The sequence below is a fragment of the Ruegeria sp. CDSA221 genome (assembly GCF_059611825.1).
The window spans coordinates 67,552-90,793 of record NZ_JBXWPK010000007.1; the positions used below are offsets into that span (position 1 = coordinate 67,552).

The window sequence follows — 23,242 nt, forward strand, 5'->3', positions numbered from 1 at the left end:
TGGCCAGATGAAGATCGGATCAGGCCAAGAACACCCCTGGTTACAGCAGACCTGCGTGGTTCATGGCTGCATCGATAGTGGTTTTGGTGCTGTCGTCCAGCGTGGTCAGGGGCGAGCGAACTTCTTCGCTGCACAGGCCCAGCTTGCTGAGGGCGTATTTGGCCCCGACCAGACCGGGTTCGATAAAGATCGCCTCATGCAGAGGCATCAGGCGGTCCTGATAAGTCAGCGCTTTGGCATAATCCCCCTGCAGGGTGGCCTGCTGGAATTCGGCACATAGCTTGGGCGCAACATTCGCCGTGACCGAGATACAGCCCACACCACCATGCGCATTGAAACCCAGCGCCGTGGCGTCTTCGCCCGACAGTTGGCAGAACTCGGGCCCGCAAGAGGCGCGCTGTTGGCTGACACGCCCCAAATCTCCGGTTGCGTCTTTAACCCCAACGATCCTTGGCAACTCGGCCAGCTCACCCATCGTCTGGGGCGTCATGTCGATGACGGAACGGCCTGGAATGTTGTAGATGATGATCGGAATATCAGAACAATCATGTAGGGTACGGAAATGCTGAATTAGGCCCTTCTGGGTCGGCTTGTTGTAATACGGGGTCACCACCAGAGCGGCATTCGCGCCGACTTGCTGCGCAAATTGAACGAATCGGATCGCCTCGACCGTGTTGTTCGAGCCCGCACCAGCGATCACCGGGACACGACCGGCTGCGGCACTGACAACTTCTGCCACCACCGTTTCGTGTTCTTCATGGCTGAGGGTTGGGCTTTCACCGGTGGTCCCCACCGGCACCAAACCGGTCGAGCCTTCCTGAATTTGCCATTCCACCAAACGTTTGAGCGTACCCAGATCCAACTCGCCATTCGAAAACGGGGTAACGAGGGCTGGCATCGAGCCTTTGAACATGACACGCTCCTTGCTGTGCGGTTAGCAATTTTTGCGCCTTGGGCAATCACATTCCTAGCAATGTGTGTTGATCCCGCTGGCGCAAGGTTTATCCTAAATGGCTCTATCCTTGGTTGGTTGGGAAATGCAAGGCATGACACGCGTTCTGGCGCTTTTGACAGCGGTGATTCTGGCATCCTTCGGGCCGGCCCAAGCCGACTCGGTGGGCGATCTGCGCGCTGGCATGTATGAAATGCGCAAGGGCGATTGGAACGCCGCGCTGCAAGAGGCAGGTCCGCGCGGATCTGTGTCACGTGACATCATCGTATGGCATTGGCTGCGCGAGGGGTTCGGAAGCTCGGGCGATGTGCTGGTATTTCTGAACCGCAGGCCGGATTGGCCGGGGCTGGCATGGTTACGGCGCGAAAGCGAACCCGCCTTTACCGGGGCTGACCCGGACCGGGTGTTGAAATTCTACGCCGCCACTGCCCCGCAAACGGCGGAAGGGGCGCTGAATTTCGCCGTAGCGCTGAAGGCTAAGGGACGGCAGGGTGATGCGCAGGCGGATATCGTCACCGCCTGGCGCACGATGCCGATGGGATCGGGCCTGCAGAAAGACTATATCGAGAACTTTGAAACATTGCTGAAACCCCACCACGCGGCGCGGCTAGACCGGATGCTGTGGGACGGTCATCTGATCAGCGCAGGACAAATGCTGCCATTGGTGAATGACGATCAGCGCAAGCTGGCCGAGGCGCGGATTGCATTGCAAAAACGTGCGCCGGGTGTTGATGCCAAAGTAGGGGCGGTTCCCGATTCCGTGGCCGGATCGGCGGGGCTTGCCTTTGACCGCTTTGTCTGGCGAGACAAAAAGGAACTGGATGACAGTGCGATTGATCTGATGCTGGCGCGGTCATCCAGCCCGGATGCTCTGGGCGAGCCAGACAAATGGGCCGAGGGCCGTCGCCGGTTGGCCCGGCTTGAGATGCGCAACGGTGATATGAGCCGCGCATACAAGATTGCCTCTAGTCACCATATGACGCCGGACATGGGCTATGCCTATGCCGATCTCGAATGGCTTTCCGGGTTCCTTGCCCTGCGTCGGTTGAATGATCCCGCAACGGCTGTACGGCATTTCCAAAACTTCTCGGGCGCGGTGCAGTCACCGATTTCCAAGGGGCGCGGCGGGTATTGGCTGGGTCGGGCCTATGCCGCGCAGGGGGATGCGGAAAAGGCTTATGAGGCCTATGCCATGGGTGCTGATCACCAGACCTCGTTCTACGGGCTTCTTGCCGCCGAACGGATAGGGCGCCCCTTCGACAGCGATCTGGCAAACCCGCGAAGGGCACCGCACTGGAAACAAGCGGAGTTTGCCGATTCCAGCGTTCTGGAAGCGGGGCTATTGCTGTTGCGCGCAGGTGAGGCAAACCTATCCGAGCGGTTCCTGACCCATCTGGTTGAGGGGCTCGACCCCGTTCAGGCAAGTCAACTGGGCGATTTGGCCATCGAACTGAACGAACCACATCTGGCGGTGATGATCGCCAAGCGCGCCGCGACCACCGGCGTTGTCCTGCCCGCCGCGTATTACCCGGTTCATCCGGTGGCAGATCTAGGCCTGCCTATGGCAAAGGAAATGACGCTAGCAATCGCCCGGCGCGAAAGCGAGTTTGACCCGGTTGTCATCAGCGGCGCGGGCGCGCGCGGGCTTATGCAGGTGATGCCCGCAACGGCGAAAGTTGTGGCTCGGAATATGGGCATCCTAAGCAGCCACCAAACCGGAAAACTGACCTCGGACTGGCGATATAACGCCAAGCTGGGGGCGAATTACCTGTCCGAGCTGGCAGCAGAATTCAACGGCAATGTGGTGATGATGGCTGCGGGGTATAATGCCGGGCCGGGCAGGCCGATCTCGTGGATGAAACGCAATGGTGACCCGCGCCGGGGTGAGGCCGATATCGTCGACTGGATCGAATTCATACCCTTCAGCGAGACCCGCAACTATGTCATGCGCGTCGCCGAAAGCCTGCCTGTGTATCGCGCACGGTTGGGGCAGCAGGCGTTGCCGGTGCCATTTTCCGAGGAACTGATCGGGTCAACTCTGGCGTCGTTCGCGCCATAAGGTGAACAGTCCGGCGGCAATAACCAATGTGGCCCCTGCAACAACCGCGGGTCTCAAGCTTTCACCAAAGACCGAGATTCCCAGAATGGCGCTCCACATCAGGTGAAAATAGGCAAAGGGCTGAACGGCGCTGGCCTCGGCCATTTCGTAGCACTTAATCAACAACCAATGTCCCAGAACTCCGGTCAGGCAGAGCAGGCCCATCCAAAGCCAGTCACCGCCCTGCATAGGCTCCCAAAACCACACGCCCACGGCCGTCATGGCAACCGCCCCGGCGATGCCGGTCCAGAAAAAACTGGTGGCGGTAGTGTCGCGCCGCGCCGCATAGCGGGTCAGCAGGCCATAGACGGCAAACATCAGGGCCGAGATCAGCGGGATCACCGCCCAAGGGTTAAAGACGCCCACTCCCGGCTGCAGGATGATCAGCACGCCGATGCAGCCCACGCCGATGGCGGACCAACGGCGCCAACCGACTTTCTCGCCCAAAACCGGGCCGCTGAGTGCCGCCACCAGCAGCGGGTAGCAGATGAACACGGCCTGGCTTTCGATCAGCCCCAGGATGGTGAAGGCATAGACTGCGACGCAGATTTCCCCCGCCAAGAGCACCCCGCGCAGGATCTGCAGCCCAAGCTGGCTGGTGCGGGCCGTGGCCGCGATACCGCCGGGCGCACGTAGCGCCAGAGCGACGACAAATGCTGCGAAGAACCAATAGCGGATCATCACGACCATATAGGTGTTATAAGTCCCGGCCAGATGGCGCGAGATACCGTCCTGCAGCGCAAAAACCACAGTCGCCGCGATCATCAGCGCGATACCGGCGCGAGTGTTGTTCTGTTGGGTCATGGCTTGACCGCCCGCGTCATGTGACGCTTGCGCCCATAGCCCGGCGCGCGGGTGACGTTGAACCCCGCGTCTTGGAGCCCGCGCCGGACGAACCCAGCGGCGGTATAGGTGGCGGCGGTTCCATTGGGCGCCGTGTGGTCGGATACCTGCTGCATCAGCTCTGCGCCCCAAAGCTCGGGGTTTTTGGCAGGCGAAAACCCATCCAGAAACCACGCATCCGCCTGCCCCGACCATGCGGACAGGGTGGACCGCGCGTCGCCCTCGATAACCTCAAGCCGCAGGGTGCCCAGATCGCGGGTACCGCCCTGCCATTGGGACAGGAACCGGTCGGCCCAAGGGGACAACTCAGGAAAGGCGGCCAGAGCGCGCGTCATGTCGTCTGGCGCCATTGGATAGGCTTCGAAACTAGTGAATGTCAGCGGGGTCGTTTGGCCAGCCTTTTCCCATTCGGACCAGACAGTCAGCAAGTTCAGGCCGGTGCCAAAACCAAGCTCGGCAATATGAAACCCCGGCGCAAACCGCGCGGGCAGGTCATTGCCCACCAAAAACACATGCCGCGTCTCCTCCAGCCCGTTCTGCAACGAGAAATAGGGGTCGTCGAAACGGTCCGAGATGGGTATCTGCCCGTCTTTCCAGGTCAGTTCGGCGCGCTGGTCTGCCATCGGGGAATCCTGTAGCTAAGCGGCGCGACACTGAACAAGGAAAAGGGGAATGGCAATGGTCGATGTGACGGTGCGAGGCGCGGGCATTTTTGGCCTTTCGATCGCCTGGGCCTGCGCAAAACGCGGCGCAAAAGTTCAGATCATTGACCCTTTTGGGCCCGGTGCCGGGTCCAGCGGCGGTCTGGTCGGGGCTTTGGCACCACATGTGCCCGAGAATTGGAATGCCAAGAAAGCATTTCAATTCGAAAGCCTGATCATGGCCGAACCCTTCTGGAAACAGGTTGAGGCGACCGGAGGCGTCTCAGCCGGATATGCCCGGTTGGGTAGGCTGCAGCCCATCGCAGATAGCCGCACGCTGGATCTGGCCTATGCACGTACGGTCACCGCCGCGGAGCTATGGCAGGGGCGGGCCGAATGGCGCGTTGTTGCAATGGATGAGGTCGGGTCGTGGTGCCCTCCCAGCCCCACTGGCTTTGTGATCCACGACACGCTTAGCGCCCGGATGCACCCAAGGCGGGCATGCTCTGCACTGGTTTCGGCGCTGGCGGTGATGGGGGTTGAGGTCAAAACCGATGCGGCCAATCAAGGGCAGATCATTCACGCCACCGGGCTTTCCGGCCTGCTAGAACTGAACGACGCCTTTGGCAAAACGGTCGGCAATGGCGTCAAGGGACAGGCGGCTTTGCTGCGGTTCGATGCCGGGGACGTCTCCCAGCTGTTTGCAGATGCCGTTCACATTGTCCCGCATGCGGATGGCACATTGGCCATCGGATCGACCTCGGAACGGGATTATGACAATCCGACCAGCACCGATGCGGCGCTGGATGATGTCCTGGACCGGGCCACGCGGGCGGTTCCGGTCCTGCACGGTGCCGAAGTGATCGAACGCTGGGCCGGGATTCGACCCCGCAGCAAAAGCCGTGCGCCGATGTTGGGTGCGCATCCGCTGCACGCCGGAGAATTCATCGCGAATGGAGGGTTCAAGATCGGCTTTGGTATGGCGCCCAAAGTGGCAGAAGTCATGGCCGAACTGGTGCTTGAAGGGCGCGATGAAATCCCCGCAGATTTTCAACCCGAGGCTTCTTTGTGACCTCCCTCGACGACACCCCAGTTCGCCTGCAACCGGACGATCCGATATTGCCACAGGTGTTACGCCTGATCCGCCACAGCTTTGCATTCATGGAGGGGCGTATAGACCCGCCCTCGTCAATGCATCGCCTGACCGAGGAAACGCTTCGGCAACAGGCCTGCGACCACGAGGTTTGGATCATAGGCAATCGCCCGGATGCGGTCGTTTTTCTGACACCCAAACAGGACTGTCTGTATCTGAGCAAACTGGCTGTGGACGAAACCCGACGTGGTCAGGGGCTGGCACAGCGTCTGGTCGATCTGGCATCCGCGCGGGCGGTTGAAATAGGTTTTGCGACGCTGGAACTGAAGACACGGGTCGAATTGTTCGAAAACCATGCCTCCTTTGCCCGGATGGGCTTTGTCAAAACGGCGGAAACGGCGCATCCCGGGTTCACCCGGGCGACCTCGATTACCATGCAGAAACATTTAGGCTGAGGCTTCGGCAATCATACATTGGCGCCCGTCTGCCGCACGCACCCACAGGGTATTGCCCTTCCGGCACAGGCTCGCAGTTTCGAAATGCATCAATGCCGAGGTTGCGCGGAAAGAAAACTGCGCCAATGGGCCCATCACATCTTCCGCAAACAACATCAGGTGCTGCGCTAAAAGCGGGCCATGCACGACCAGCCCGGCATATCCTTCGACATCACGGGCATAGTCGATGTCATAGTGAATACGGTGTCCGTTAAATGTCAGGGCCGAGTAGCGAAACAGCATTGTGCTGTCGAAGGACAGCTCGCGATGTTCGGTTTCATCCTGCCTGGCCAGTGGTGCCGGAGGGGTGGCCGTATCTGCCGAGGGGTCTTGGCGGTAAACCAGATCCTGCCATTCGGTCAGGCGCAGCGCACCGCCCTGCCAAACCTCGTGGCGCAACGTGACAAAGCCCAAGGGGCCGGTGCGTCCCGATTTCGAACTCGAACTTTCACATAGCGATCGCCGTTCGGCTAACTGACCTGCTATCAGAGGCGCGAAAAACTCCAAGCGTCCGCCTGCCCACATTCTGCGGGGTAGGCCCATATCGGGGATCAGGCCCCCGACTTTGGGATGTCCGTCGCGCCCAAGTTGGCCGGGTGGCTGCGGAGTCCAGAAATACAGGTGATGAAAGAACGGCGGCAACGCAGTGCCGCCCCTCACAGTTGCCTGTTTCCCAAGCGCCACCTGCAACGCGCCAGCACGGGCTGCGTCCATCACATCTGTCTGAATTTCCATCGACATAGCGCAAGATTAGGCGGCCTGCCCCATACGGGCAAGCAAACCGGCAGTTTCAGAAACCGGCCTCTGACCGCAAGTTCTTCATCAAGGTCCGAAGGGCGTTTTCATAGCGTTCGTTAACCAGCTTGCCCTGCGCGTCGAATTCGTTCGAACTGTCGGCCAGATGAATTTCCGGCCCTTGCAAGATGCGCGTCTGGAACGGAACCATATAGCTGCGCAGTATCATCTGTGCACGTTCCCCGCCGGCACGGCCCGCAGCGGCAGACATCACCGCAACCGGCTTGCCTGCCCAAGGCTTGTCCTTGGTGCGGCTGACCCAGTCCAGCGCATTCTTCAACACACCTGACGGCGCTTTATTATATTCCGGCGTCGAAATGATGACCGCATCCGAACGGGCAATCTGATCCGCCAAAATCTGGACGGTCTCGGGAACCCCTTCGCCTTCTTCAAGATCACCGTCATATAATGGCAAGTTCAAGTCAGCCTCGATATGAGTGCCCGGCTCAAACAGCCGCGCCGCCTCGCGAAGCAGTTTTCGGTTTGTGGCATTTTGGCGCAGCGAACCTGACAGGCTCAGAAGGATCGGTTCGGACATAAAAGGTCTCCGTTCAGGCGTTTTCCAGAAGGTAGCCCCTGATCACCGCCAGCCAAAGCCCACTTGACGCGCAGTCAATGTGCAAAAACGGGCACCTTGACGGTGCCCGATCACATCAGGTGTTGCCGTTGGGGATGATTTCGATATCAACCCGACGATTCCGCGCCTTCCCTTCGGGTGTGAGATTCGAGGCCGCAGGTCGGTTCTCACCCAAACCGATGGTGCTGATACGGGCCCCGTTCACACCATTGGCTTGCAGAACATCCGCCACGGACCTAGCCCGACGCTCAGATAGGGCCTGATTATAAGAGGCTTCGCCATCACTGTCCGTATGGCCAATGACCTGAACGGCCGAGTTGGGATATCTCACCAAGTTCTGACCCACCCGGACCAAATCAGAACGCAATGCAGGCCGCACGGTCGAGCTGTCGGTGTCAAAGGTGATGTCGTTGGGGACGGTAACAATCAGGCGGTCGCCCGCGTTGACGATTGTGATGCCGTCATTTGCCAACTGCTGGCGCAACTCAGCCGCCTGGCGGTCCAGTTGATTGCCGATAAGGCCGCCACCTGCTGCACCGATTGCACCACCAGCCAGCGCACCCAAAAGCGGATCCGAGTCGTTCGCAATGGCCCCGACACCGGCACCAACCAACCCACCCAAAAGCGCACCCTGTTTGGTATTTTGGTTGGGGTCCGAGGGCAAGTTCAGCGTTCCGGGGTCGGTGCAGCCCGCCAAGAACAAGGCCGAGCAAAGCCCAGCAGAAACAACAAGCTTGGAAATCGTCATGATATCACCTTCTGCTCAGAGGCCCGTTTGCCGGGTCCCATTATTTGGCACAGTATATCGCGCTGCCCCCCCGCAGGCTCAAGCAACAATCAGGTGATATCGGCGAATACCCGCCGTTCAATGGGCCTCGGCAGGGGAACCCCATTGGTTCTGCTCCTGCCAGATCTCCCGCAGCGGCTGCCCTTGGCCGCAGAAATGATCGTCAACCATTTCGCAGGCCCAGACGCGATCGGTCCGAAAATGGCGAAAACCGTTGCGCAATTCGCACCACGCAACCAGCATCGTGCACTCGATGTGATAGATCAGGGCAACCGGACGGACGACCCGTTCGGAGCGAACGTCTTGCGAGCTGACATATGTGAGGCGAAGTTTGCGCTCGTCCCGGATGGCTTCGCGGTAATTCACGACCGGGATACAGCCCTTGGCCGGATCATCAACCGGAGCCCCCCAAGGCGCGACCTGCAACCAGTCGGGACTTGCGCGCAGGCCTTCTATTTTCCGGCAAATGCGTTTGGCGGCTTCCTGCAGGGTACTGTCGCCGGTCCGTGCCAGCATTGACAGACCGACCCAAAGCGCCTCGACCTCTTCAGCGTCGAAGTTCAGTGGTGGCAAGTCATAGCCCCGCCGCATCAGATACCCGACGCCGGCTTCGCCCTCGATCGGTGTGCGTTGGGCCTGCAGTGCCGCGATGTCGCGATACACCGTGCGCACCGAGACTTCGAGCTTTTGCGCCAGCATCTCAGCGGTAACCGGAGCGTCGGCGGCACGCAGAATCTGGATGATTTCAAACAGGCGGGACGAACGGCGCATGGCAAACTCCGGTTTCTCTGCTGACACCTTAGCACACCCCCCTGACAACGCGCTGTCAGGAGTGATGCGGGATGCTGGTTCAACAATTCACAGGAGATTACTGATGCCCAGCCTCGACAATCACGTAATGATGACACTGCAACTGGGACGCTGGTCCCAGGACCATACCCTGCGCGCCTTTGAAATCGAACGCGAGATCATGGCCAGCCGACAGCCCTGCGCTCCTAGGAAACGGGTCAGACGATTTTCACTGGGCAATCTCAAACTGCTTTGGACCAACCCCGCCTGACTCTAGAACTCGGCATTTGCGCGAAACTTCATCGACGCCCCGCTATCGGGGCTTTTCAACCGCAATTCCTCGGAATGCAACATCAGGCGCGGGAAGGCCCGCGCCTCACCTTTTGCATAGAACGGATCACCCAAAATCGGATGGCCCAGCGCCAGCATGTGAACCCGCAGCTGGTGCGAGCGCCCGGTTTTCGGGAACAGGCGTATGCGGGTAGTGTTGCCTTCATATTTGACCACGCGCCAATCCGTCACCGCAGGCTTGCCAGTGTCATGGCACACCATCTGCAGCGGCCTGTTGGGCCAGTCTACAATCAACGGCAGATCAACAGTTCCGGTCTTTGACTCTACCATGCCCCAGACGCGGGCAATATAGGTCTTACGAGTTTGACGCTGTTCGAACTGCATGCTCAGATTGCGCTGAGCATGAGGGGTTTGGGCAAAAACCATCACGCCCGAAGTGTCGCGATCCAACCTGTGCACAAGCAGGGCTTGCGGGAACGCCGCCTGCACACGGGTCAACAGACAATCGGCCAGATGCTCTCCGCGACCCGGTACGGACAAAAGCCCCGAGGGCTTGTTCACCACAATCAGATGCGCATCTTCGTGCAGCACATCCAGCGGTGTTTTCGGGGGATCGTAGGTCTCGCTCATGCGGGTCTGCCTATCGCAAGCGACAACCTCCCGCAACGTCGTGCTTGCCTGAACTGAATAGTTCAGCAAATCATGCGACAACTCGGAGGAGAAACCATGCACCCGACAATCGAACAACTAAAAGATGTCATCACAAAAGGCGATGAAAGTCTGATTCACGAGTTTCTGGCCGAAGACGTGCGTTTTCTGCCGCCGACCTACTACAGCACCTGGGCCGGGCGCGAACCCGTGGCGGCTCTGCTGGGGCATGTGGGGCAGGTATTCTCGGACTTCAGCTATCGTCGGATCATGGGTGAAGGCAAAGACTGGGCGCTGGAATTTCAGTGCAAGGTTGGTGATCTGGATGCGGTTGGTGTGGACTTGATCCGGCTGAATGATGAAGGCTTGATCGAAAAGTTCGAAGTGGTCATGCGCCCACTTAAAACTATTGCAGCCCTGCGCACCGAGATGATGGCACGCGTGGCAAAAGACCCTCGCTTTATCAATTTTAAGGACGCTTTGGGTTGACCAAGCCTGCCCGGATCGGAGCTGATCAGTTTCTGAGACTACCGCTGTTGCCACTATTGGCGGCACAGGGGATTTCAGTTCGACGAAAGGCGCGGTTCCTGCCCGAACCGACCGGGCCGCGCGAAGGCCGTGAAGGGCGCGGCCCGCGTTTGCGGTTGCTAATCGCAGGCGACAGCTCGGCAGCAGGTGTTGGCGCTGGCACCCAGGCGCAGGCTTTGTCCGGGCAGTTGGTCGCACAACTAGCAAAAAGCCACAGTGTCGAATGGCGGCTCGAGGCTACGACAGGGCATACAACGCTAGATACACTGAAACGCCTTGACGGTCTGACAGATCAATTTGATGCCGCCATTACGGCGCTTGGCGTCAATGACGTCACCCGTGGCGTCACTAAAAAGCGGTTTGTCGAACACCAATCCCGTATGATGCACCTGATCACCGACCAGCTTGGAGCCCGGCGTGTCGTTGTAACGGCCGTTCCCCAGATGGGTCGGTTTCCCGCCTTGCCTCAACCGCTTGCCTGGGTGCTGGGGCGTCAGGCAGCCCGCCTGGACCAAGGCCTGCAACAGATTGCGACCGGCTTCCCTCAGATCCGCCATTTGTCGATTGATCTGCCCGACGACCCGGCGCTGGCCGCCTCGGATGGGTATCATCCCAGCCCCAAAGCCTATGCGATCTGGGCGCAGAAGGCCGCCGAATTGTTGCGTCAGGCCTGAGCGCGTATCTGCCGGATCATCGGGATCGAATAGACCACAAGTGCGGCCCAGATCAGCGGAAACGCAATCAAGCGACCACGGTCAATCTGCTCTCCAAAAACCGCGATGGCAGTCACAAAAATCATGGTCGGCGCGATATATTGCAGGATGCCCATCGTCGACAGGCGCACCAGCTTGGCGCCATTGGCATAGATCAACAGCGGCACGGCGGTCACCACCCCGGCCGCGGCCAGCAGCATGGTGTCGGTTGCGACCAGCCCGAAATGCCCCGTCCCGTTGACCCCCAGCCAAGTCACATAAACCAATGCGGGGATCAGCAGGATCAGCACTTCCAGCAAGAACCCCTGATTTGGCCCGATGGGGAGTGAGCGTTTGAAGAAGGCGTACAACCCCCAGCTGAACATAAGCCCCAGCGCCGCCCAAGGCAGGCTTCCGGCCTCTACAACAAGAAACAACACCCCGGCTGCGGCCAACCCAACAGCAATCAGCTGCGTCCGGTTCAATGGTTCGCGCAGCAGCACCGCGCCCAGCGCGATACTGAACAGCGGATTTATGTAATAGCCCAGCGCTGCGTCCAGCGCATGCCCACTGGCTATGGCCCAGACATAGATCGCCCAGTTCACCGATATCAATGCAGCCGTCAGACAGGCCATGCCCAGCATCTTGGGATCGCGCAAAGCTGACTTCAGATCCCGCGTCCGCCCCAGTGCGATCAGCAATAGTCCGGCAACGGGTACAGACCAGATGATACGATGCGCCACAACCTCTACCGGCGCGATATGGGCCATCGCCTTCATGTATATGGGCAAGAAGCCCCACAAAACATAGGCCGTTACCGCCAGAACAAGTCCTTTTGGCGTATCGGCATTTTGTGTGGGTGTTGCGTCAGCCATTGCGGATCTCCGGGAATACCGGTCGTCTTTACGGCAACCCGGACATACTTGGGAACCGCGAAAACTGTGAAGCAACCCATCAGGATATTTGATATGTGAGACCAGAACAAAGCCGGAGCGCCGCAGCGCTCCGACAATTTGATTACACTTTGACGCGTTCGGATTTCGGATCGTACATCGGTTTCAACGATGCCTCGGCCATTACCTTCACGCCGCACACGTCAATCTCATAGGTTGACCCCAGAAGATCCGCCGCCTTCTCACCCTCGCAGGGCACATAGCCCATACCAATAGCGCCACCCAAAGTATGACCATAATTGCCCGAGCTGAGATAACCGACATATTCCCCGTCCCGCACGATCGGTTCATTATGGAACAACAGCGGTTCCGGGTCGGTCAGGCGGAACTGAACCAGACGGTTTTTGGGCCCGCTTTCCTTGCGGGCAATCACTGCTTCGCGCCCGATAAAGTCACAGCCTTTGTCCACCTTGACCGCAAAACCAAGCCCGGCATCCACGACGTTGTCCTCGCACGTGATGTCATGACCAAAATGGCGAAAACCCTTTTCGATCCGGCAACTGTCCATCATGTGCATGCCACAGAGTTTCAGGTCCATGTCCTGACCGGCCTCATGCAGCGTCTCGAACACATGGCCCGCCATATCGGCGGACATGTAGATCTCCCATCCCAGCTCGCCCACATAGGTCACCCGATGAGCGCGGGCCAGGCCCATGCCAATCTCAATCTCTTGTGCGGTGCCAAAGGGGTTGGTCGCGTTCGAGAAATCCGCCGGCGAGACCTTTTCCAGCAAAGCGCGCGCATTGGGGCCCATCACGGCCAAAACGCCTTCGCCAGCGGTGACATCGGTTATGACCACGCTGAAGCTACCTACATGGCGCATCATCCAGGTCTGGTCCGCCAGCCGCGTCGCCGCCGGGGTCACGACCAGATAGGCGGTCTCGGTCAGACGGGTCACCGTCACATCCGCCTCGATCCCGCCGGTGCGGTTTAGGAACTGGGTATAGACGATCTTGCCGTTCGGCACCGAATAATCGCCGCCCCCGATATAGTTCATGAACGCCTCGGCATCCGGTCCTTCAACGCGAATCTTGCCAAAAGAAGACATGTCGTACATGCCCACATTCTCGCGCACCGCGCGGTGTTCAGCAGCTGAGTTCTCGAACCAATTCTGACGTTTCCAACTGTACTGGTATTCGCGCTCCTGCCCCGGATTTGCGTACCAGTTTGCACGCTCCCAGCCCGCCAGTTCACCAAACACCGCGCCCTGCTCTTTCAGATGGTGATGGAACGGGGTGCGCCGAACACCGCGCGCAGTGGCTTTCTGGCGATAGGGGTAGTGGTCGGCATAGAGCAGGCCCAGCGTCTCTTTCGAACGCTCAAACAGATATTGCTTATTGCCCTGAAACGGTTGCATCCGGCTGATATCCACATCGCCCAGATCAAACGGTTTCTCGCCGCTATCCATCCATTCCGCCAGCGCCATGCCCGCACCGCCCGCAGATTGAATGCCGATCGAGTTGAAGCCCGCTGCGACCCAGACATTGTCCATCTCGGGCGCGAGACCCAGATGATAAGCGTCATCCGGAGTAAAGGATTCAGGGCCGTTGAAAAAGGTATGAATGCCCGCCTCGGCCAACATCGGCATCCGGTTACACGCCGCTTCTAGAATGGGCTCGAAATGATCAAAATCTTCGGGCAGCTGATCGAATTCGAAACTGTCCGGGATGCCCTTCATCGCCCAAGGTTTGGCATTGGGCTCAAACGCGCCCAGCAGGATTTTACCGGCATCTTCCTTGTAATAGGCGCATTCATCGGGCACTCGCAGAACCGGCAGTTGCGAAAGCCCGTCAATGCCTTCGGTGACGATGTAGAAATGTTCGCAGGCGTGCAGCGGGACGTTCACACCGGCCATGCGGCCGACCTCGTGCCCCCACATGCCGGCACAGTTCACCACCATGTCGCATTCAATATGACCCGAAGCGCTGCCGTCATCGGCAACCCAGTCCACACCGGTCACAGTGCGACCTTGTTTAGTGATGTCGGTGACCTTCACTCGTTCCTTGGTAATGGCACCGCGTTGCCGCGCGCCCTTAGCCAGGGCCAGCGCGATATTGGCCGGGTCACCCTGCCCGTCCAGCGGAAGATAGACCGCGCCCTTGACGTCTTCGACATTCAGATGCGGATACATCTCTTTGACGCGGTCATTGGAAATCTCTTCGACCTCGACGCCAAAGGCGCGGGCCATGGCGGCCAGGCGATAGATCTCTTCACGGCGTTCCTCGGTCAACGCCACGGTGATCGATCCACAGCGCCTAAGCCCGGTGGACACACCGGTTTCCTCTTCCAGCGCGCCGTAAAGCTCCTGCGTGTATTTCGCCAGTTTGGTCATGTTGGACGAGGCCCGCAGCTGAGCGATCAGACCCGCCGCATGCCATGTGGTGCCGCTGGTCAACTGCTTGCGTTCAAGCAGCACAACATCACTCCAACCTTTCTTGGTCAGATGATAGGCGACCGAGCATCCGATGACGCCGCCGCCGATGATGACAACTCGGGCTTTGTTTGGAAGATCAACCATCCTGAGGTCTCCGCTGAATCAGGTTTTGGGCACGTTGCCATGGAAGATCGGCAATAAATGCACCGAAAGCGTCATGTTATAGGCGATTTTCACCTATGTGACGCAGCCCGTCTTTCGCGCCTCAGAACAAAGGGCGTGACCCCGAAAAAGCTTTTGTAAACCGAGGAGAAACCGTTCGGAAAGCCGCAGGCCAGACCGATTTCCCGAACGCTCATCGTGGTGTTCAGCAGCAGGTTGTTAGCCTTCGCCAGCCGCATCTCGCGATAGAAACCGTTTGGACTGGTGCCAAAGAAAGCTTTGAATTTTCGCTCAAGCGACCGGTTCGAAAGATTTAACGCCTCGACAATCTGCTGGATGGGTAAGGGGTCTTCGATATTGGCTTGCATCAGCTTGATACATTGATCCAGCTTGGCGTCCCCTGTAGCTGTCAGTTGCGCCCCCGAGAAAGGCTGCATCGATGAAAAGTCGCGGATGTTTTCGTGCAGCATGATATTGGCCACCGTCATCTTGGCAGGCCCCGAGATGTGGCGTCCGATCACGGACAAAGCAACATCGGTTGTCGCCTCCATCCCTGCGCAGGTCACGACCGGGCCCTGTTCTGTGGCTATCGACAGCTTCGCCTCGAACCGGGCCCCGCGTTCACTCAGGAAAGAGGCGTTTTCCCAATGGGTCGCCATGTCTGCGGAGCCGAATTCGTCAATATAGCGGCTGGCGGCTTCGGCCAGCAAAAAGACCTGAGCGCCTCGGAACGTATAGTCCGATACAACCCGTCCGATGGACAGATCGGGGTGGTCAGGGTCGGAATTTCCAATCACAAACAGATAATCCGCCTTGGGATGGGTTGATACGGGTTCAGTTTGGACCGTCGCATCGCTGCTGCTGGCAACGGGCCCACCTTTCAGAGACCGATAGGTAAAGCTGAAGGGCGGGTTGGGGCAGACGCGGTTGGCCAGCCTCAGAACCTCAATCAATGCGGCAAGTTCCAACAGCACATAGCCTGGCGCGACCAGAACATCGAAATGTGTCTGCGCCTTGTCGGTCAAGCTATCTGGTCGTTGCCGCATCTTTACCCCCCTTCAGACGATGCTGTGGCCAGCAGCGCATAGCCGATCTGCCAGTCGCTGAATGTGATCGGGACCGACTTCGCAGCATCCGCCGATGATAGTTGCACCCTGCGCCACCCACCCCATCGCCTGATCAGCATATTCATCCGGCCCAAGGTCGTGGCGCTGTTGCAGCGCATCAACGGTTGGGGCGTCTTGCAGAAATTCCTGGGTAATCCCGGTGAAGCCATTGGCATATGCCCCAAACGGACGCCCGAAGGTAGCGATAATATTCAGCGCAGCAGGCACCGCCTCCGGGCGTGAGCAGTTGATCAGCACGGCCTCAGGCGTAAAGCGATCAACCAAAGATGCTATTCCCGACAATGGCTCACCCGACCGCAGCCGCGTCCCATCATCATCCATCACGGACAGCGCCAGCCAGACCGGCTTGTCTGCCTGTTCCGTTCCACGCAACGCGCCTTCGGCCTCTTGCACCGACGACACGGTTTCGATCAGGAACAGATCAACGCGATCTGCCATCATCGCCACCAGTTCGGAGAATTTCTCTGCCGCCTCTTCGACCTCTGGATTCAGGTCCGGCCGGTAAGAGGCGAGAAGCGGACCCAAAGCCCCAGCGATGCGCCTACCCGCCGGGCGCGCACGCTCGGCCTGCGACAGGGCCGCCTCGATCAGATCTGGCAGCTGATCACCCAAGCCGACACGGTCCAGACGCGACCGGTGAACAGCATAGGTATTTGTCGTGGCCACCGTCGCACCGCGTGAGAAATAATCCGCATGCACATCCCCGACCAACTCGGGATGGTCCATCATCACCCGGGTCGACCACAAAGGCGTCGGCGCATCGCCGCTGCGTTTGACCAGTTCCTGCCCGATAGACCCATCCAGAAGGGTTATGTCTGCCATTGATGAACCTCCTCAGGGAACCAGAACCAGTTTTCCCGGAAACGTTTTTGACTGAAAATCCTCTTGCGCCGTCGCAATGTCTTTCAGCGGATAGGTTTTTGAAATCAGCGGTTTGATCCGCCCCGCATTCATCAGTTCGACCAGGCGACCGAAGACCTCGAACGGCTGATGGGTGCTGCCGTGAATGGTGATGTCGCGCAGATAGATATCCCGCAGATCGGCTTGAACCATCGGGCCAGCAATCGCACCCGCAACGGCATAGTGACCGCCGGGTTTCAGCGCCAGGATCAGGTCAGCCCATGCAGGCCCGCCCACCACGTCAATGACCACGTCGAACATGTCGGTGGGCAGCGACGCATCCCGGTCGAACGTGGCGGTCGCGCCCTGGCTTTTCACCGCTTCGGCCTTGGCCGCACCGGTCACGCCCCAAACCGAGGCACCGCGCAGCGCCGCCAGTTGCACAGCGGCAAGGCCGACGCCACCGGATGCGCCGGTGATCAGCACTTTTTGCCCGGCAGTCACACCGGATCGGGTCAGCAAAGCCTCGGCAGTTCCGAATGCGCAGGGGATGGCGGCAATTTCAATATCGGACAGGGGTGAGGCGCTGACATCGTAAAGGTCATCGGCCTGCACCAGACAATATTGCGCAAAGGCGCCGTCAATCTCGGACCCAAGCACGATGAAGCCTGTTGGGTTGCCCGGTCGCGGACGTGGCAGGTTGATCGGGCAGGTCACGCGCTGGCCCGGGGTGAACCCGGTCTCGGGTCCTGCGATTTCGACGATGCCGCAAAGGTCACCGCCCTGAATGCGCGGGAAGTTCAACGCGCCGCCCCAGCCTCCGGCTTCGACCTCTTGATCCACGGCATCTGTGGCGCCGGTCACGTCCGAGGAATACCAGCCGATACGGGTGTTGATATCGGTGTTGTTCACCCCGGCTGCGGCCACACGGACCAGAACCTGCCCCGGCGCAGGGGTTGGGACGGGTATATCGTCACGCCATTCCAGCGCCTCGGGCCCGCCGTGACAGGTCAGGAATACACCGGACATCGTTTTAGGCAGTGTCATGATCAAACCTCGTCATCGGGATGAGGCGGCACAGAGCCCATCGGGACAATGTCATACCGCGCGTTCAATTTGGCCATTTTCGCCTCATCGGCGAAGTCCGCCTCGGTCATCTTGGCCAGTTCAGCAAGGAATCCGTCAAAACCGGCAGGCTGGAAAATCATCAGCATCTTAGCAGGTGCATTTCCAGCAACGCGGCAGGCATGCGACACACCGGGCGGCACATGCATCGTGCTGCCCGGCCCACAGCGATGCCAGTCGCCATCAACATAGAAATCCACTTCGCCTTCCAGAAAATAGAAGCTTTCGGCATAGGTTTCATGGCGATGAAGGCCAAGCGCAAAGCTGGCCTTCAGATTGTCTTCCATGAGCGTATAGGCGCCATCAGTATCCCGGGTCGAAACCTTCACAAATGTGTGGTCATTTTCCCAGTCATAATTGAGGCCCTCTCCGGGCCCCCGTTTTGAATAACGCGTGCTCATGCAGGTCTCCTTCGGGCGATCAGGCGCGCAGCCGCTCGTTTTCTGGATCCCAGAGCGGTTTATCGTCCTGAACCACGGCGCGTCGCTTTTCACCGAAGATTTCGATTTCAAGCTCGGTACCTGCCACCGCCAATTCGGGACGGATCATGCCCAGCGCAATGGATTGGCCAACGCGATACCCCCAAGCGCCCGAGGTGGTTTCGCCAACGATCTCGCCGTTGTGCCAGATACAGGACATGTAGGGCGCATCCGCGTCACCTGCCTCAACCAACATAGTGGCAAACACCTTTTTCACGCCCTGCTGCTTTTCGTTCAGGATCGCGGCCTTGCCGGGGAAGTCCTGCGGTTTGTCAAGTTTGACGAACCGTTCCAACCCGCCTTCCAACAGAGAGTAATCAGTGGACAGATCGCCTTTCCAGGCCCGATAACCCTTTTCGATGCGCAGAGAGTTCAGGGCGTACATCCCGAACGGTTTGGCACCAGCGTCAAGGATCGCGCCATAGATCGCGGGCATATGGTCGTTCAGCGCGTGAACCTCCCAGCCAAGTTCTCCTGCAAACGAGACGCGGATCAGGAATGCGGGCTGACCTGCAACCGTGGCCGTTTGATGGGTCAGCCAGCCACTCGACAGGTCCGCATCGCTCAGCCCCGCCAGAATGTCGCGCGATTTTGGACCTGTCACGATCAGCGTGTCACGAGTGGTGGTGACATCCTCGACGGTGACGCCAGTGGGCATTGCCTCGGTCAGGATATCGCGGTCATGCCATTGCGCTGTAGCGGCCGTGATCATGACGAACTCGTCATCGCCGAGGCGGATACAGGACATTTCGGTCAGGATCCGGCCGCGACCATCTGAGATATAGACCAGGTTGATGCGACCCACCTTGGGCAAACCGCCGGTGACCAGCGACCGCAGCGCCTCGGCGGCACCCTCACCTTTTACGATGAAACGCGAAAATCCAGGCAAGTCCAATACGCCGCAATGATCACGGACAGCCTCGCACTCTTCCTTGATCCGCTTCTCCCATGGCCCCGAACGGCCCCAGGTATGGGTCGCTTCTTCAGAGGTATCGTCGCCCGGTTGCGCAAACCAGTTGGCGCGTTCCCAGCCGTTATAGGGCCCCATCACGCCGCCCAATTCCTTGACCTTGGTGTGGACAGGCGACAGCTTTTTGTCGCGCGCGGCGGGCCATTCATGGTGCGGGAAATGCATGGCGTATTCGTTGCCATAGACCTCAAGCCCCTTCTGGTTGCAGTAATCCTGATCGGTGTAATCGGTGTAACGGCGCGGATCGACGGCCCACATATCCCACTCAGTTGCGCCATCGACGATCCATTCGGCCAGCACCTTGCCGGCACCACCGCCCTGCGCGATGCCGAAGGTAAAAGTATGCGCCTCAAACGCGTTGGCCACGCCCGGCATCGGGCCAACCAGCGGCAGCCCGTCCGGCGCGTAGGGGATGGGCCCGTTGATCACCCGGCCCACTCCCGAGGTCCCCATCAGCGGCACCCGCTCCATCGCGTCGGTGACGATGTCTTCGATCCGGTCCAGATCATCATTCCATAGCTGGAAACTGAAATCCTCGGGCATCGGATCATCCTCGGTCATCCAGTGGCCCTTGCAGTTGGGCTCATAGGGGCCGAGGTTGAATCCGTTCTTCTCCTGCCGAAGGTAATAGGAGATATCCACGTCGCGCAGCAGCGGCAGCTTTTTACCGCCATTGGCCTTGGACCATTCCTCGATCTCGGGCACTTCGTCGGTCAGCAGGTACTGGTGGCTCATCACCATGGCCGGAACGGTGCGACCGCCGAAGGGCTTGAACCATTCACCCACGCGCTGGGCGTAATACCCGGCGGCATTGACCACGTGGTCCGCTTCGATATCGCCCTTGTCAGTATGCACGATCCAGGTCTTGTCTTCCTTCTGGGTCACACCCGTGGCCGGGCAGAAACGCAGGATCTTCGCCCCCATGTCGCGCGCACCCTTGGCCAGTGCCTGGGTCAGCTGCGCCGGGTCGATATCGCCATCGGTCGGGTCGAACAGAACACCTTCAAGGTCATGAGTTTCCAGGAACGGGTAATGCTCTTTGGCCTGTTCGGGTGACCACATCTCCATCTCGATGCCCTGATAACGGCCCATCGCCATTGCCCGCTCGAACTCCTGCACCCGCTCTTTCGAATGGGCCAACCGGATTGAGCCGGACTGGTGATAGTTCATCGGATAGTCGACCTCTTCACCCAGCCGCGCATAAAGCTCGGTCGAATAGCGCTGCATGTTCATGATCGCCCAAGAGGTCGAAAAGGTCGGCACGTTGCCAGCTGCATGCCAGGTCGACCCGGCGGTCAGCTCGTTTTTCTCCAGCAGAACACAATCGGTCCAGCCCTTTTTGGCCAGATGATACAGGGACGATGTCCCCACCACTCCGCCACCGATAATAACCACGCGGGCTTTTGTCGGAAAATCACTCATGTCTTTCAGTCCCTGTTACTGTGCCTCTTGAGGCAGATCGTCCGTGATGTCGTAGTAATCGCCTTTGTCAGCCACAAATATATGGCGGGCGAGGGTCAGTCCGGTGGGTGCATCCAGCGCCCCCATAGCAATGGCAATCCGGTCTTCGTCCTTATGCTGCCAGAACAGATAAGAGCCGCAGGCGTTGCAAAATCCCCGTCGGGCGATGTCGGTAGCACGAAACCAGCTCAGCGTATCGCTGGCGGTGAAGGTGATGTCGTCTTGATGGGCCGAGGTCGAGGCCCAGACATGACCCGACTGTTTGCGGCATTGACCGCAATGGCAGGCCGAGGCGGCAGGAAGATCGCCTTCGATCTTGAACGCAACCGAGCCGCACAGACAGGAACCTGTATGCATTTCGCTTATCCCCTTGCTGCTGGCGCGCTGGTGGTGCCCAGCAACACGCCATAAATGATGAAACAGGTGGCCATGACCCGGCGCACCCAGATGTTGAACACGGCCCCCAGCGCGGCCCGCCCCATAAGCGCACCTAGAAGAGTGAACCCGATGTAGCTGAGCGTTGTGATGATCAGCGCCGTTGGCATGATGACCAACATTTGCTCCCAGATCGGCACATCCGGCTGCACGAATTGCGAGAATGCAGCAAGATAACCCGCGACGCTTTTGGGGTTGATTGTCGCGACGGCCAGCGCGTGCAGATAGACATGCCGTGCAGGGCGTTCGGAAATAGGGGCGGGATTTGCTGCAGCCTTCCAGCCTCGGACACCCAGCCAGATCAGAAACCCTGCGCCCACCAGCTTGGCGATGAAGAATCCGGTGGGTGAGGCCGCGATCAAGGCCGTCACCCCAAGCGCCGACAAAACCAAAAAGGCGCTGGCTTGGGTCAGGATCGCCAAGACACCCAGCATCGCTTTTGCGAAGGGCAGGCTCATCCCGTTCGAGATACAGTTCACCGCGTTAGGCCCCGGTGTGGTTACAAACACCACCCAGAACAGCGCGAATATGGTCCAGGCCTCGAAACTCATCAGTACACCGGAGGTGCGATGACCCAGATGACCACAGCAGGCTCATCATGAGGGTTCGCCCAAATATAGGGTTCGTTCTTGATCCGAAAACTGTCACCGGGCCCAACCGAAAAGCTTTGCGCGCCGATGGTCAGATTCAACTGACCGGAAATCACATAGCCAACCTCTTGCGTGGGGCGGTCCGCCGGATTCTGCATCTTGGAATGCGGCTCAAAGGTGGAATGCACCATCTCAAAATCGTCAGTCAGATCGGGTGACAGCAGTTCCTCGATCAGACCTTCTTCGCCCGACCCCATAGGGCGGCGCGACCCGGCGCGCACGACATAGCCTTGTTCATTGGCGGGGGCGGCAGAATGGGCGAACAGCATGGACATCGGCACACCCAGACATTCCGCGATCTGACGCAGGTCTGAAATTGACGGTTCGGACTTGTCGCGTTCAACCTGGCTGAGCCATCCGACCGACCGGTTCAACCGCTCTGCGATCTCGGTCAGCGTCAACCCACGCGCCTTACGCAATGCGCGAATGTCGGCTCCGAGCGTTGCACTGTGGGGGGCTTGGCTGTTCACCGAACTCTCCGATATCTGGTGAAATTTTCCTCGTGTTTTTCACGATGCCGCGAATCGGTGAAAATTCCAAGCATTTTTTCACTTGGGAAAATCGACGCATTTAGCTATCCGTCAGCTATGTGGATTGCGGTTATATACCTGTGGGTCATCAACGGCCTGACTTTGCTGGCCTTTGGCTGGGACAAGATGCGCGCCAGACGCAGAAAAAGCCGGGTTCCGGAACGCAGGCTATTGTGGCTGGCTGCACTGGGCGGCAGTCCCGGTGCCCTGGTCGGGCGTTGGATTTTCAATCACAAGTCCCGAAATGGCCGGTTTTCCCTGTCGCTATTTGCGATCTTTGCGACTCAGGTCGGGCTGGCATATTTCCTAATCACGGAAATTCTGCCTGACATTCTGTAGTTGGCTTGATCCGCAAGCCACGTAAGATCCCGATGGGATCTAGGAAATGTCGCAGACATACATATCGGTATCGTCGGTGGAGTGAGCTGAGGATCGCGTGAACCCCGATTTCTGTAGCACACGGGCAGAGGCGGGATTGCTGTGCTCGACCCCGGCCAAAACCCGAATGGCGCGGCTCGTGCCGCAGGCCACGATAAAGCCGGACACAAGTTCGGTTGCATAGCCACAGCCCCAGGCTCGTTCGGCAAACAGATATCCAAGGTGGATGGTTGGTGCGGCCTGATCTTCGGGTTCTGAGGCCAGTATCAGCAGTCCGATCAGCTGATTATTTTGCCTTAGCCGAACAAGAAGAACATCGCTTTCGGTCTTGCGTGCCGCTATCCAGTCGGTCATCCCGCTGGGCGTTTCTTCGACCTGCATCGAAGGCGGCAGGGGCTCAAGAACCGCTGGTGTCAGGACGGCTGCCAACTCGGCCGTCAACGCTGAAAGGCGACCAGCTTCAGAGACTTCCACTTGCCAGTGGCAGACGGCAAGCCGCTCTGTGGTGAATTGGTCCGGGATCATGCCTT

Annotated in this window: 26 protein-coding genes; 7 read left to right on the top strand and 19 right to left on the bottom strand. The window is 59.1% G+C overall.

What is annotated here, in order from left to right:
- Positions 1 to 40: 40 nt before the first annotated feature.
- Positions 41 to 913: a 4-hydroxy-tetrahydrodipicolinate synthase gene (dapA, locus tag AC2FJ5_RS12500; RefSeq protein WP_496793530.1), complete on the bottom strand. Its 873-nt coding sequence runs from the start codon at positions 911 to 913 to the stop codon at positions 41 to 43.
- 133 nt (positions 914 to 1,046) lie between these two features.
- Here dapA and AC2FJ5_RS12505 point away from each other — a divergent pair, with 133 nt between their 5' ends.
- On the top strand, positions 1,047 to 3,011 hold the full coding sequence (locus AC2FJ5_RS12505) for a lytic transglycosylase domain-containing protein (RefSeq protein WP_496793615.1): 1,965 nt from the start codon (positions 1,047 to 1,049) through the stop codon (positions 3,009 to 3,011).
- Here the strand turns inward: AC2FJ5_RS12505 and AC2FJ5_RS12510 are convergent.
- Entirely contained in the window at positions 2,985 to 3,854 is an 870-nt protein-coding gene (locus AC2FJ5_RS12510; RefSeq protein ID WP_281973084.1) for a DMT family transporter, read from the bottom strand. The genes AC2FJ5_RS12505 and AC2FJ5_RS12510 overlap by 27 nt on opposite strands.
- A complete protein-coding gene (mnmC2, locus tag AC2FJ5_RS12515; protein ID WP_496793531.1) occupies positions 3,851 to 4,516 on the bottom strand; it encodes a tRNA (5-methylaminomethyl-2-thiouridine)(34)-methyltransferase MnmC2 in 666 nt (221 codons plus the stop codon). The genes AC2FJ5_RS12510 and mnmC2 overlap by 4 nt, the downstream gene beginning before the upstream one ends.
- Positions 4,517 to 4,565: 49 nt before the next feature.
- Between mnmC2 and AC2FJ5_RS12520 the strand changes: the two genes are divergently transcribed.
- The gene (locus AC2FJ5_RS12520) at positions 4,566 to 5,606 is read left to right on the top strand and encodes an NAD(P)/FAD-dependent oxidoreductase (protein WP_496793532.1); all 1,041 of its coding nucleotides are present in this window, start codon (positions 4,566 to 4,568) and stop codon (positions 5,604 to 5,606) included.
- Positions 5,603 to 6,082 (top strand): GNAT family N-acetyltransferase, encoded by a 480-nt coding sequence (locus AC2FJ5_RS12525; protein ID WP_496793534.1) that lies wholly within the window; start codon positions 5,603 to 5,605, stop codon positions 6,080 to 6,082. The genes AC2FJ5_RS12520 and AC2FJ5_RS12525 overlap by 4 nt, the downstream gene beginning before the upstream one ends.
- Here AC2FJ5_RS12525 and AC2FJ5_RS12530 read toward each other — a convergent pair.
- The 4 genes from AC2FJ5_RS12530 to AC2FJ5_RS12545 form a co-directional block, all read right to left on the bottom strand.
- The gene (locus AC2FJ5_RS12530) at positions 6,074 to 6,862 is read right to left on the bottom strand and encodes an HTD2 family dehydratase (protein ID WP_496697638.1); all 789 of its coding nucleotides are present in this window, start codon (positions 6,860 to 6,862) and stop codon (positions 6,074 to 6,076) included. The two genes, AC2FJ5_RS12525 and AC2FJ5_RS12530, sit on opposite strands and share 9 nt — an antisense overlap.
- Positions 6,863 to 6,911: 49 nt before the next feature.
- Positions 6,912 to 7,454: an NADPH-dependent FMN reductase gene (locus AC2FJ5_RS12535; RefSeq protein ID WP_496786842.1), complete on the bottom strand. Its 543-nt coding sequence runs from the start codon at positions 7,452 to 7,454 to the stop codon at positions 6,912 to 6,914.
- A gap of 115 nt (positions 7,455 to 7,569) precedes the next feature.
- Positions 7,570 to 8,241 (bottom strand): YiaD family glycine zipper/OmpA-like lipoprotein, encoded by a 672-nt coding sequence (locus AC2FJ5_RS12540; RefSeq protein ID WP_142637036.1) that lies wholly within the window; start codon positions 8,239 to 8,241, stop codon positions 7,570 to 7,572.
- 117 nt (positions 8,242 to 8,358) lie between these two features.
- Complete coding sequence (locus AC2FJ5_RS12545) at positions 8,359 to 9,051, bottom strand: helix-turn-helix transcriptional regulator (protein WP_271949714.1); 693 nt, start codon at positions 9,049 to 9,051, stop codon at positions 8,359 to 8,361.
- A gap of 103 nt (positions 9,052 to 9,154) precedes the next feature.
- Here AC2FJ5_RS12545 and AC2FJ5_RS12550 point away from each other — a divergent pair, with 103 nt between their 5' ends.
- The gene (locus AC2FJ5_RS12550; protein ID WP_496703340.1) at positions 9,155 to 9,340 is read left to right on the top strand and encodes a hypothetical protein; all 186 of its coding nucleotides are present in this window, start codon (positions 9,155 to 9,157) and stop codon (positions 9,338 to 9,340) included.
- A gap of 2 nt (positions 9,341 to 9,342) precedes the next feature.
- Here the strand turns inward: AC2FJ5_RS12550 and AC2FJ5_RS12555 are convergent, their stop codons facing one another.
- Complete coding sequence (locus AC2FJ5_RS12555; protein WP_496793617.1) at positions 9,343 to 10,026, bottom strand: RluA family pseudouridine synthase; 684 nt, start codon at positions 10,024 to 10,026, stop codon at positions 9,343 to 9,345.
- A gap of 60 nt (positions 10,027 to 10,086) precedes the next feature.
- Between AC2FJ5_RS12555 and AC2FJ5_RS12560 the strand changes: the two genes are divergently transcribed.
- Together AC2FJ5_RS12560 and AC2FJ5_RS12565 are read left to right on the top strand one after the other, a co-directional pair.
- Positions 10,087 to 10,497, top strand: coding sequence for a nuclear transport factor 2 family protein (locus AC2FJ5_RS12560; protein WP_142637264.1), 411 nt, complete (start codon positions 10,087 to 10,089; stop codon positions 10,495 to 10,497).
- Positions 10,494 to 11,210, top strand: coding sequence for an SGNH/GDSL hydrolase family protein (locus AC2FJ5_RS12565; protein WP_496793536.1), 717 nt, complete (start codon positions 10,494 to 10,496; stop codon positions 11,208 to 11,210). The genes AC2FJ5_RS12560 and AC2FJ5_RS12565 overlap by 4 nt, the downstream gene beginning before the upstream one ends.
- Here the strand turns inward: AC2FJ5_RS12565 and rarD are convergent.
- The 10 genes from rarD to AC2FJ5_RS12615 all read right to left on the bottom strand — a co-directional run bounded on the left by rarD (position 11,201) and on the right by AC2FJ5_RS12615 (position 22,274).
- Positions 11,201 to 12,103 carry an EamA family transporter RarD gene (rarD, locus tag AC2FJ5_RS12570; RefSeq protein ID WP_496793538.1) on the bottom strand — a complete coding sequence of 301 codons (903 nt, stop codon included), beginning with the start codon at positions 12,101 to 12,103 and terminating at the stop codon, positions 11,201 to 11,203. The genes AC2FJ5_RS12565 and rarD overlap by 10 nt on opposite strands.
- 142 nt (positions 12,104 to 12,245) lie before the next feature.
- Positions 12,246 to 14,699: a GcvT family protein gene (locus AC2FJ5_RS12575; protein ID WP_496793540.1), complete on the bottom strand. Its 2,454-nt coding sequence runs from the start codon at positions 14,697 to 14,699 to the stop codon at positions 12,246 to 12,248.
- 89 nt (positions 14,700 to 14,788) lie between these two features.
- Positions 14,789 to 15,763: a GlxA family transcriptional regulator gene (locus AC2FJ5_RS12580; protein WP_496793541.1), complete on the bottom strand. Its 975-nt coding sequence runs from the start codon at positions 15,761 to 15,763 to the stop codon at positions 14,789 to 14,791.
- A gap of 12 nt (positions 15,764 to 15,775) precedes the next feature.
- On the bottom strand, positions 15,776 to 16,666 hold the full coding sequence (locus AC2FJ5_RS12585) for a homocysteine S-methyltransferase family protein (RefSeq protein ID WP_496793543.1): 891 nt from the start codon (positions 16,664 to 16,666) through the stop codon (positions 15,776 to 15,778).
- A 12-nt stretch (positions 16,667 to 16,678) separates the two neighbouring features.
- A complete protein-coding gene (locus AC2FJ5_RS12590) occupies positions 16,679 to 17,731 on the bottom strand; it encodes an alcohol dehydrogenase family protein (RefSeq protein WP_496793544.1) in 1,053 nt (350 codons plus the stop codon).
- A gap of 2 nt (positions 17,732 to 17,733) precedes the next feature.
- Positions 17,734 to 18,210, bottom strand: a complete 477-nt coding sequence (locus tag AC2FJ5_RS12595) for a cupin domain-containing protein (protein ID WP_496793546.1) — start codon at positions 18,208 to 18,210, stop codon at positions 17,734 to 17,736.
- Between the two features lie 19 nt (positions 18,211 to 18,229).
- On the bottom strand, positions 18,230 to 20,680 hold the full coding sequence (locus AC2FJ5_RS12600) for a GcvT family protein (RefSeq protein ID WP_496793547.1): 2,451 nt from the start codon (positions 20,678 to 20,680) through the stop codon (positions 18,230 to 18,232).
- 15 nt (positions 20,681 to 20,695) lie between these two features.
- Positions 20,696 to 21,076 (bottom strand): GFA family protein, encoded by a 381-nt coding sequence (locus AC2FJ5_RS12605; RefSeq protein WP_496689920.1) that lies wholly within the window; start codon positions 21,074 to 21,076, stop codon positions 20,696 to 20,698.
- A 5-nt stretch (positions 21,077 to 21,081) separates the two neighbouring features.
- Positions 21,082 to 21,705, bottom strand: coding sequence for a LysE family translocator (locus AC2FJ5_RS12610; RefSeq protein WP_281973074.1), 624 nt, complete (start codon positions 21,703 to 21,705; stop codon positions 21,082 to 21,084).
- Positions 21,705 to 22,274: a helix-turn-helix domain-containing protein gene (locus tag AC2FJ5_RS12615; RefSeq protein WP_142637059.1), complete on the bottom strand. Its 570-nt coding sequence runs from the start codon at positions 22,272 to 22,274 to the stop codon at positions 21,705 to 21,707. Before AC2FJ5_RS12615 ends, AC2FJ5_RS12610 begins: the two co-directional genes overlap by 1 nt.
- Positions 22,275 to 22,391: 117 nt before the next feature.
- Between AC2FJ5_RS12615 and AC2FJ5_RS12620 the strand changes: the two genes are divergently transcribed.
- Positions 22,392 to 22,673: a DUF1294 domain-containing protein gene (locus AC2FJ5_RS12620; protein WP_496793549.1), complete on the top strand. Its 282-nt coding sequence runs from the start codon at positions 22,392 to 22,394 to the stop codon at positions 22,671 to 22,673.
- A 39-nt stretch (positions 22,674 to 22,712) separates the two neighbouring features.
- Here the strand turns inward: AC2FJ5_RS12620 and AC2FJ5_RS12625 are convergent, their stop codons facing one another.
- Positions 22,713 to 23,237, bottom strand: a complete 525-nt coding sequence (locus tag AC2FJ5_RS12625) for a GNAT family N-acetyltransferase (protein ID WP_496786831.1) — start codon at positions 23,235 to 23,237, stop codon at positions 22,713 to 22,715.
- Positions 23,238 to 23,242: the final 5 nt, after the last annotated feature.

Coding starts and splice junctions, on each gene's coding strand:
- AC2FJ5_RS12620 (WP_496793549.1), top strand. CDS start 22,392: ATGTGGATTGCGGTTATATACCTGTGGGTCATCAACGGCCTGACTTTG.
- AC2FJ5_RS12550 (WP_496703340.1), top strand. CDS start 9,155: ATGCCCAGCCTCGACAATCACGTAATGATGACACTGCAACTGGGACGC.
- AC2FJ5_RS12545 (WP_271949714.1), bottom strand. CDS start 9,051: ATGCGCCGTTCGTCCCGCCTGTTTGAAATCATCCAGATTCTGCGTGCC.
- rarD (WP_496793538.1), bottom strand. CDS start 12,103: ATGGCTGACGCAACACCCACACAAAATGCCGATACGCCAAAAGGACTT.
- AC2FJ5_RS12595 (WP_496793546.1), bottom strand. CDS start 18,210: ATGAGCACGCGTTATTCAAAACGGGGGCCCGGAGAGGGCCTCAATTAT.
- AC2FJ5_RS12510 (WP_281973084.1), bottom strand. CDS start 3,854: ATGACCCAACAGAACAACACTCGCGCCGGTATCGCGCTGATGATCGCG.
- AC2FJ5_RS12575 (WP_496793540.1), bottom strand. CDS start 14,699: ATGGTTGATCTTCCAAACAAAGCCCGAGTTGTCATCATCGGCGGCGGC.
- AC2FJ5_RS12610 (WP_281973074.1), bottom strand. CDS start 21,705: ATGAGTTTCGAGGCCTGGACCATATTCGCGCTGTTCTGGGTGGTGTTT.
- AC2FJ5_RS12560 (WP_142637264.1), top strand. CDS start 10,087: ATGCACCCGACAATCGAACAACTAAAAGATGTCATCACAAAAGGCGAT.
- dapA (WP_496793530.1), bottom strand. CDS start 913: ATGTTCAAAGGCTCGATGCCAGCCCTCGTTACCCCGTTTTCGAATGGC.
- AC2FJ5_RS12535 (WP_496786842.1), bottom strand. CDS start 7,454: ATGTCCGAACCGATCCTTCTGAGCCTGTCAGGTTCGCTGCGCCAAAAT.
- AC2FJ5_RS12625 (WP_496786831.1), bottom strand. CDS start 23,237: ATGATCCCGGACCAATTCACCACAGAGCGGCTTGCCGTCTGCCACTGG.
- AC2FJ5_RS12605 (WP_496689920.1), bottom strand. CDS start 21,076: ATGCATACAGGTTCCTGTCTGTGCGGCTCGGTTGCGTTCAAGATCGAA.
- AC2FJ5_RS12540 (WP_142637036.1), bottom strand. CDS start 8,241: ATGACGATTTCCAAGCTTGTTGTTTCTGCTGGGCTTTGCTCGGCCTTG.
- AC2FJ5_RS12585 (WP_496793543.1), bottom strand. CDS start 16,666: ATGGCAGACATAACCCTTCTGGATGGGTCTATCGGGCAGGAACTGGTC.
- AC2FJ5_RS12590 (WP_496793544.1), bottom strand. CDS start 17,731: ATGACACTGCCTAAAACGATGTCCGGTGTATTCCTGACCTGTCACGGC.
- AC2FJ5_RS12530 (WP_496697638.1), bottom strand. CDS start 6,862: ATGTCGATGGAAATTCAGACAGATGTGATGGACGCAGCCCGTGCTGGC.
- mnmC2 (WP_496793531.1), bottom strand. CDS start 4,516: ATGGCAGACCAGCGCGCCGAACTGACCTGGAAAGACGGGCAGATACCC.
- AC2FJ5_RS12600 (WP_496793547.1), bottom strand. CDS start 20,680: ATGAGTGATTTTCCGACAAAAGCCCGCGTGGTTATTATCGGTGGCGGA.
- AC2FJ5_RS12520 (WP_496793532.1), top strand. CDS start 4,566: ATGGCAATGGTCGATGTGACGGTGCGAGGCGCGGGCATTTTTGGCCTT.
- AC2FJ5_RS12580 (WP_496793541.1), bottom strand. CDS start 15,763: ATGCGGCAACGACCAGATAGCTTGACCGACAAGGCGCAGACACATTTC.
- AC2FJ5_RS12505 (WP_496793615.1), top strand. CDS start 1,047: ATGACACGCGTTCTGGCGCTTTTGACAGCGGTGATTCTGGCATCCTTC.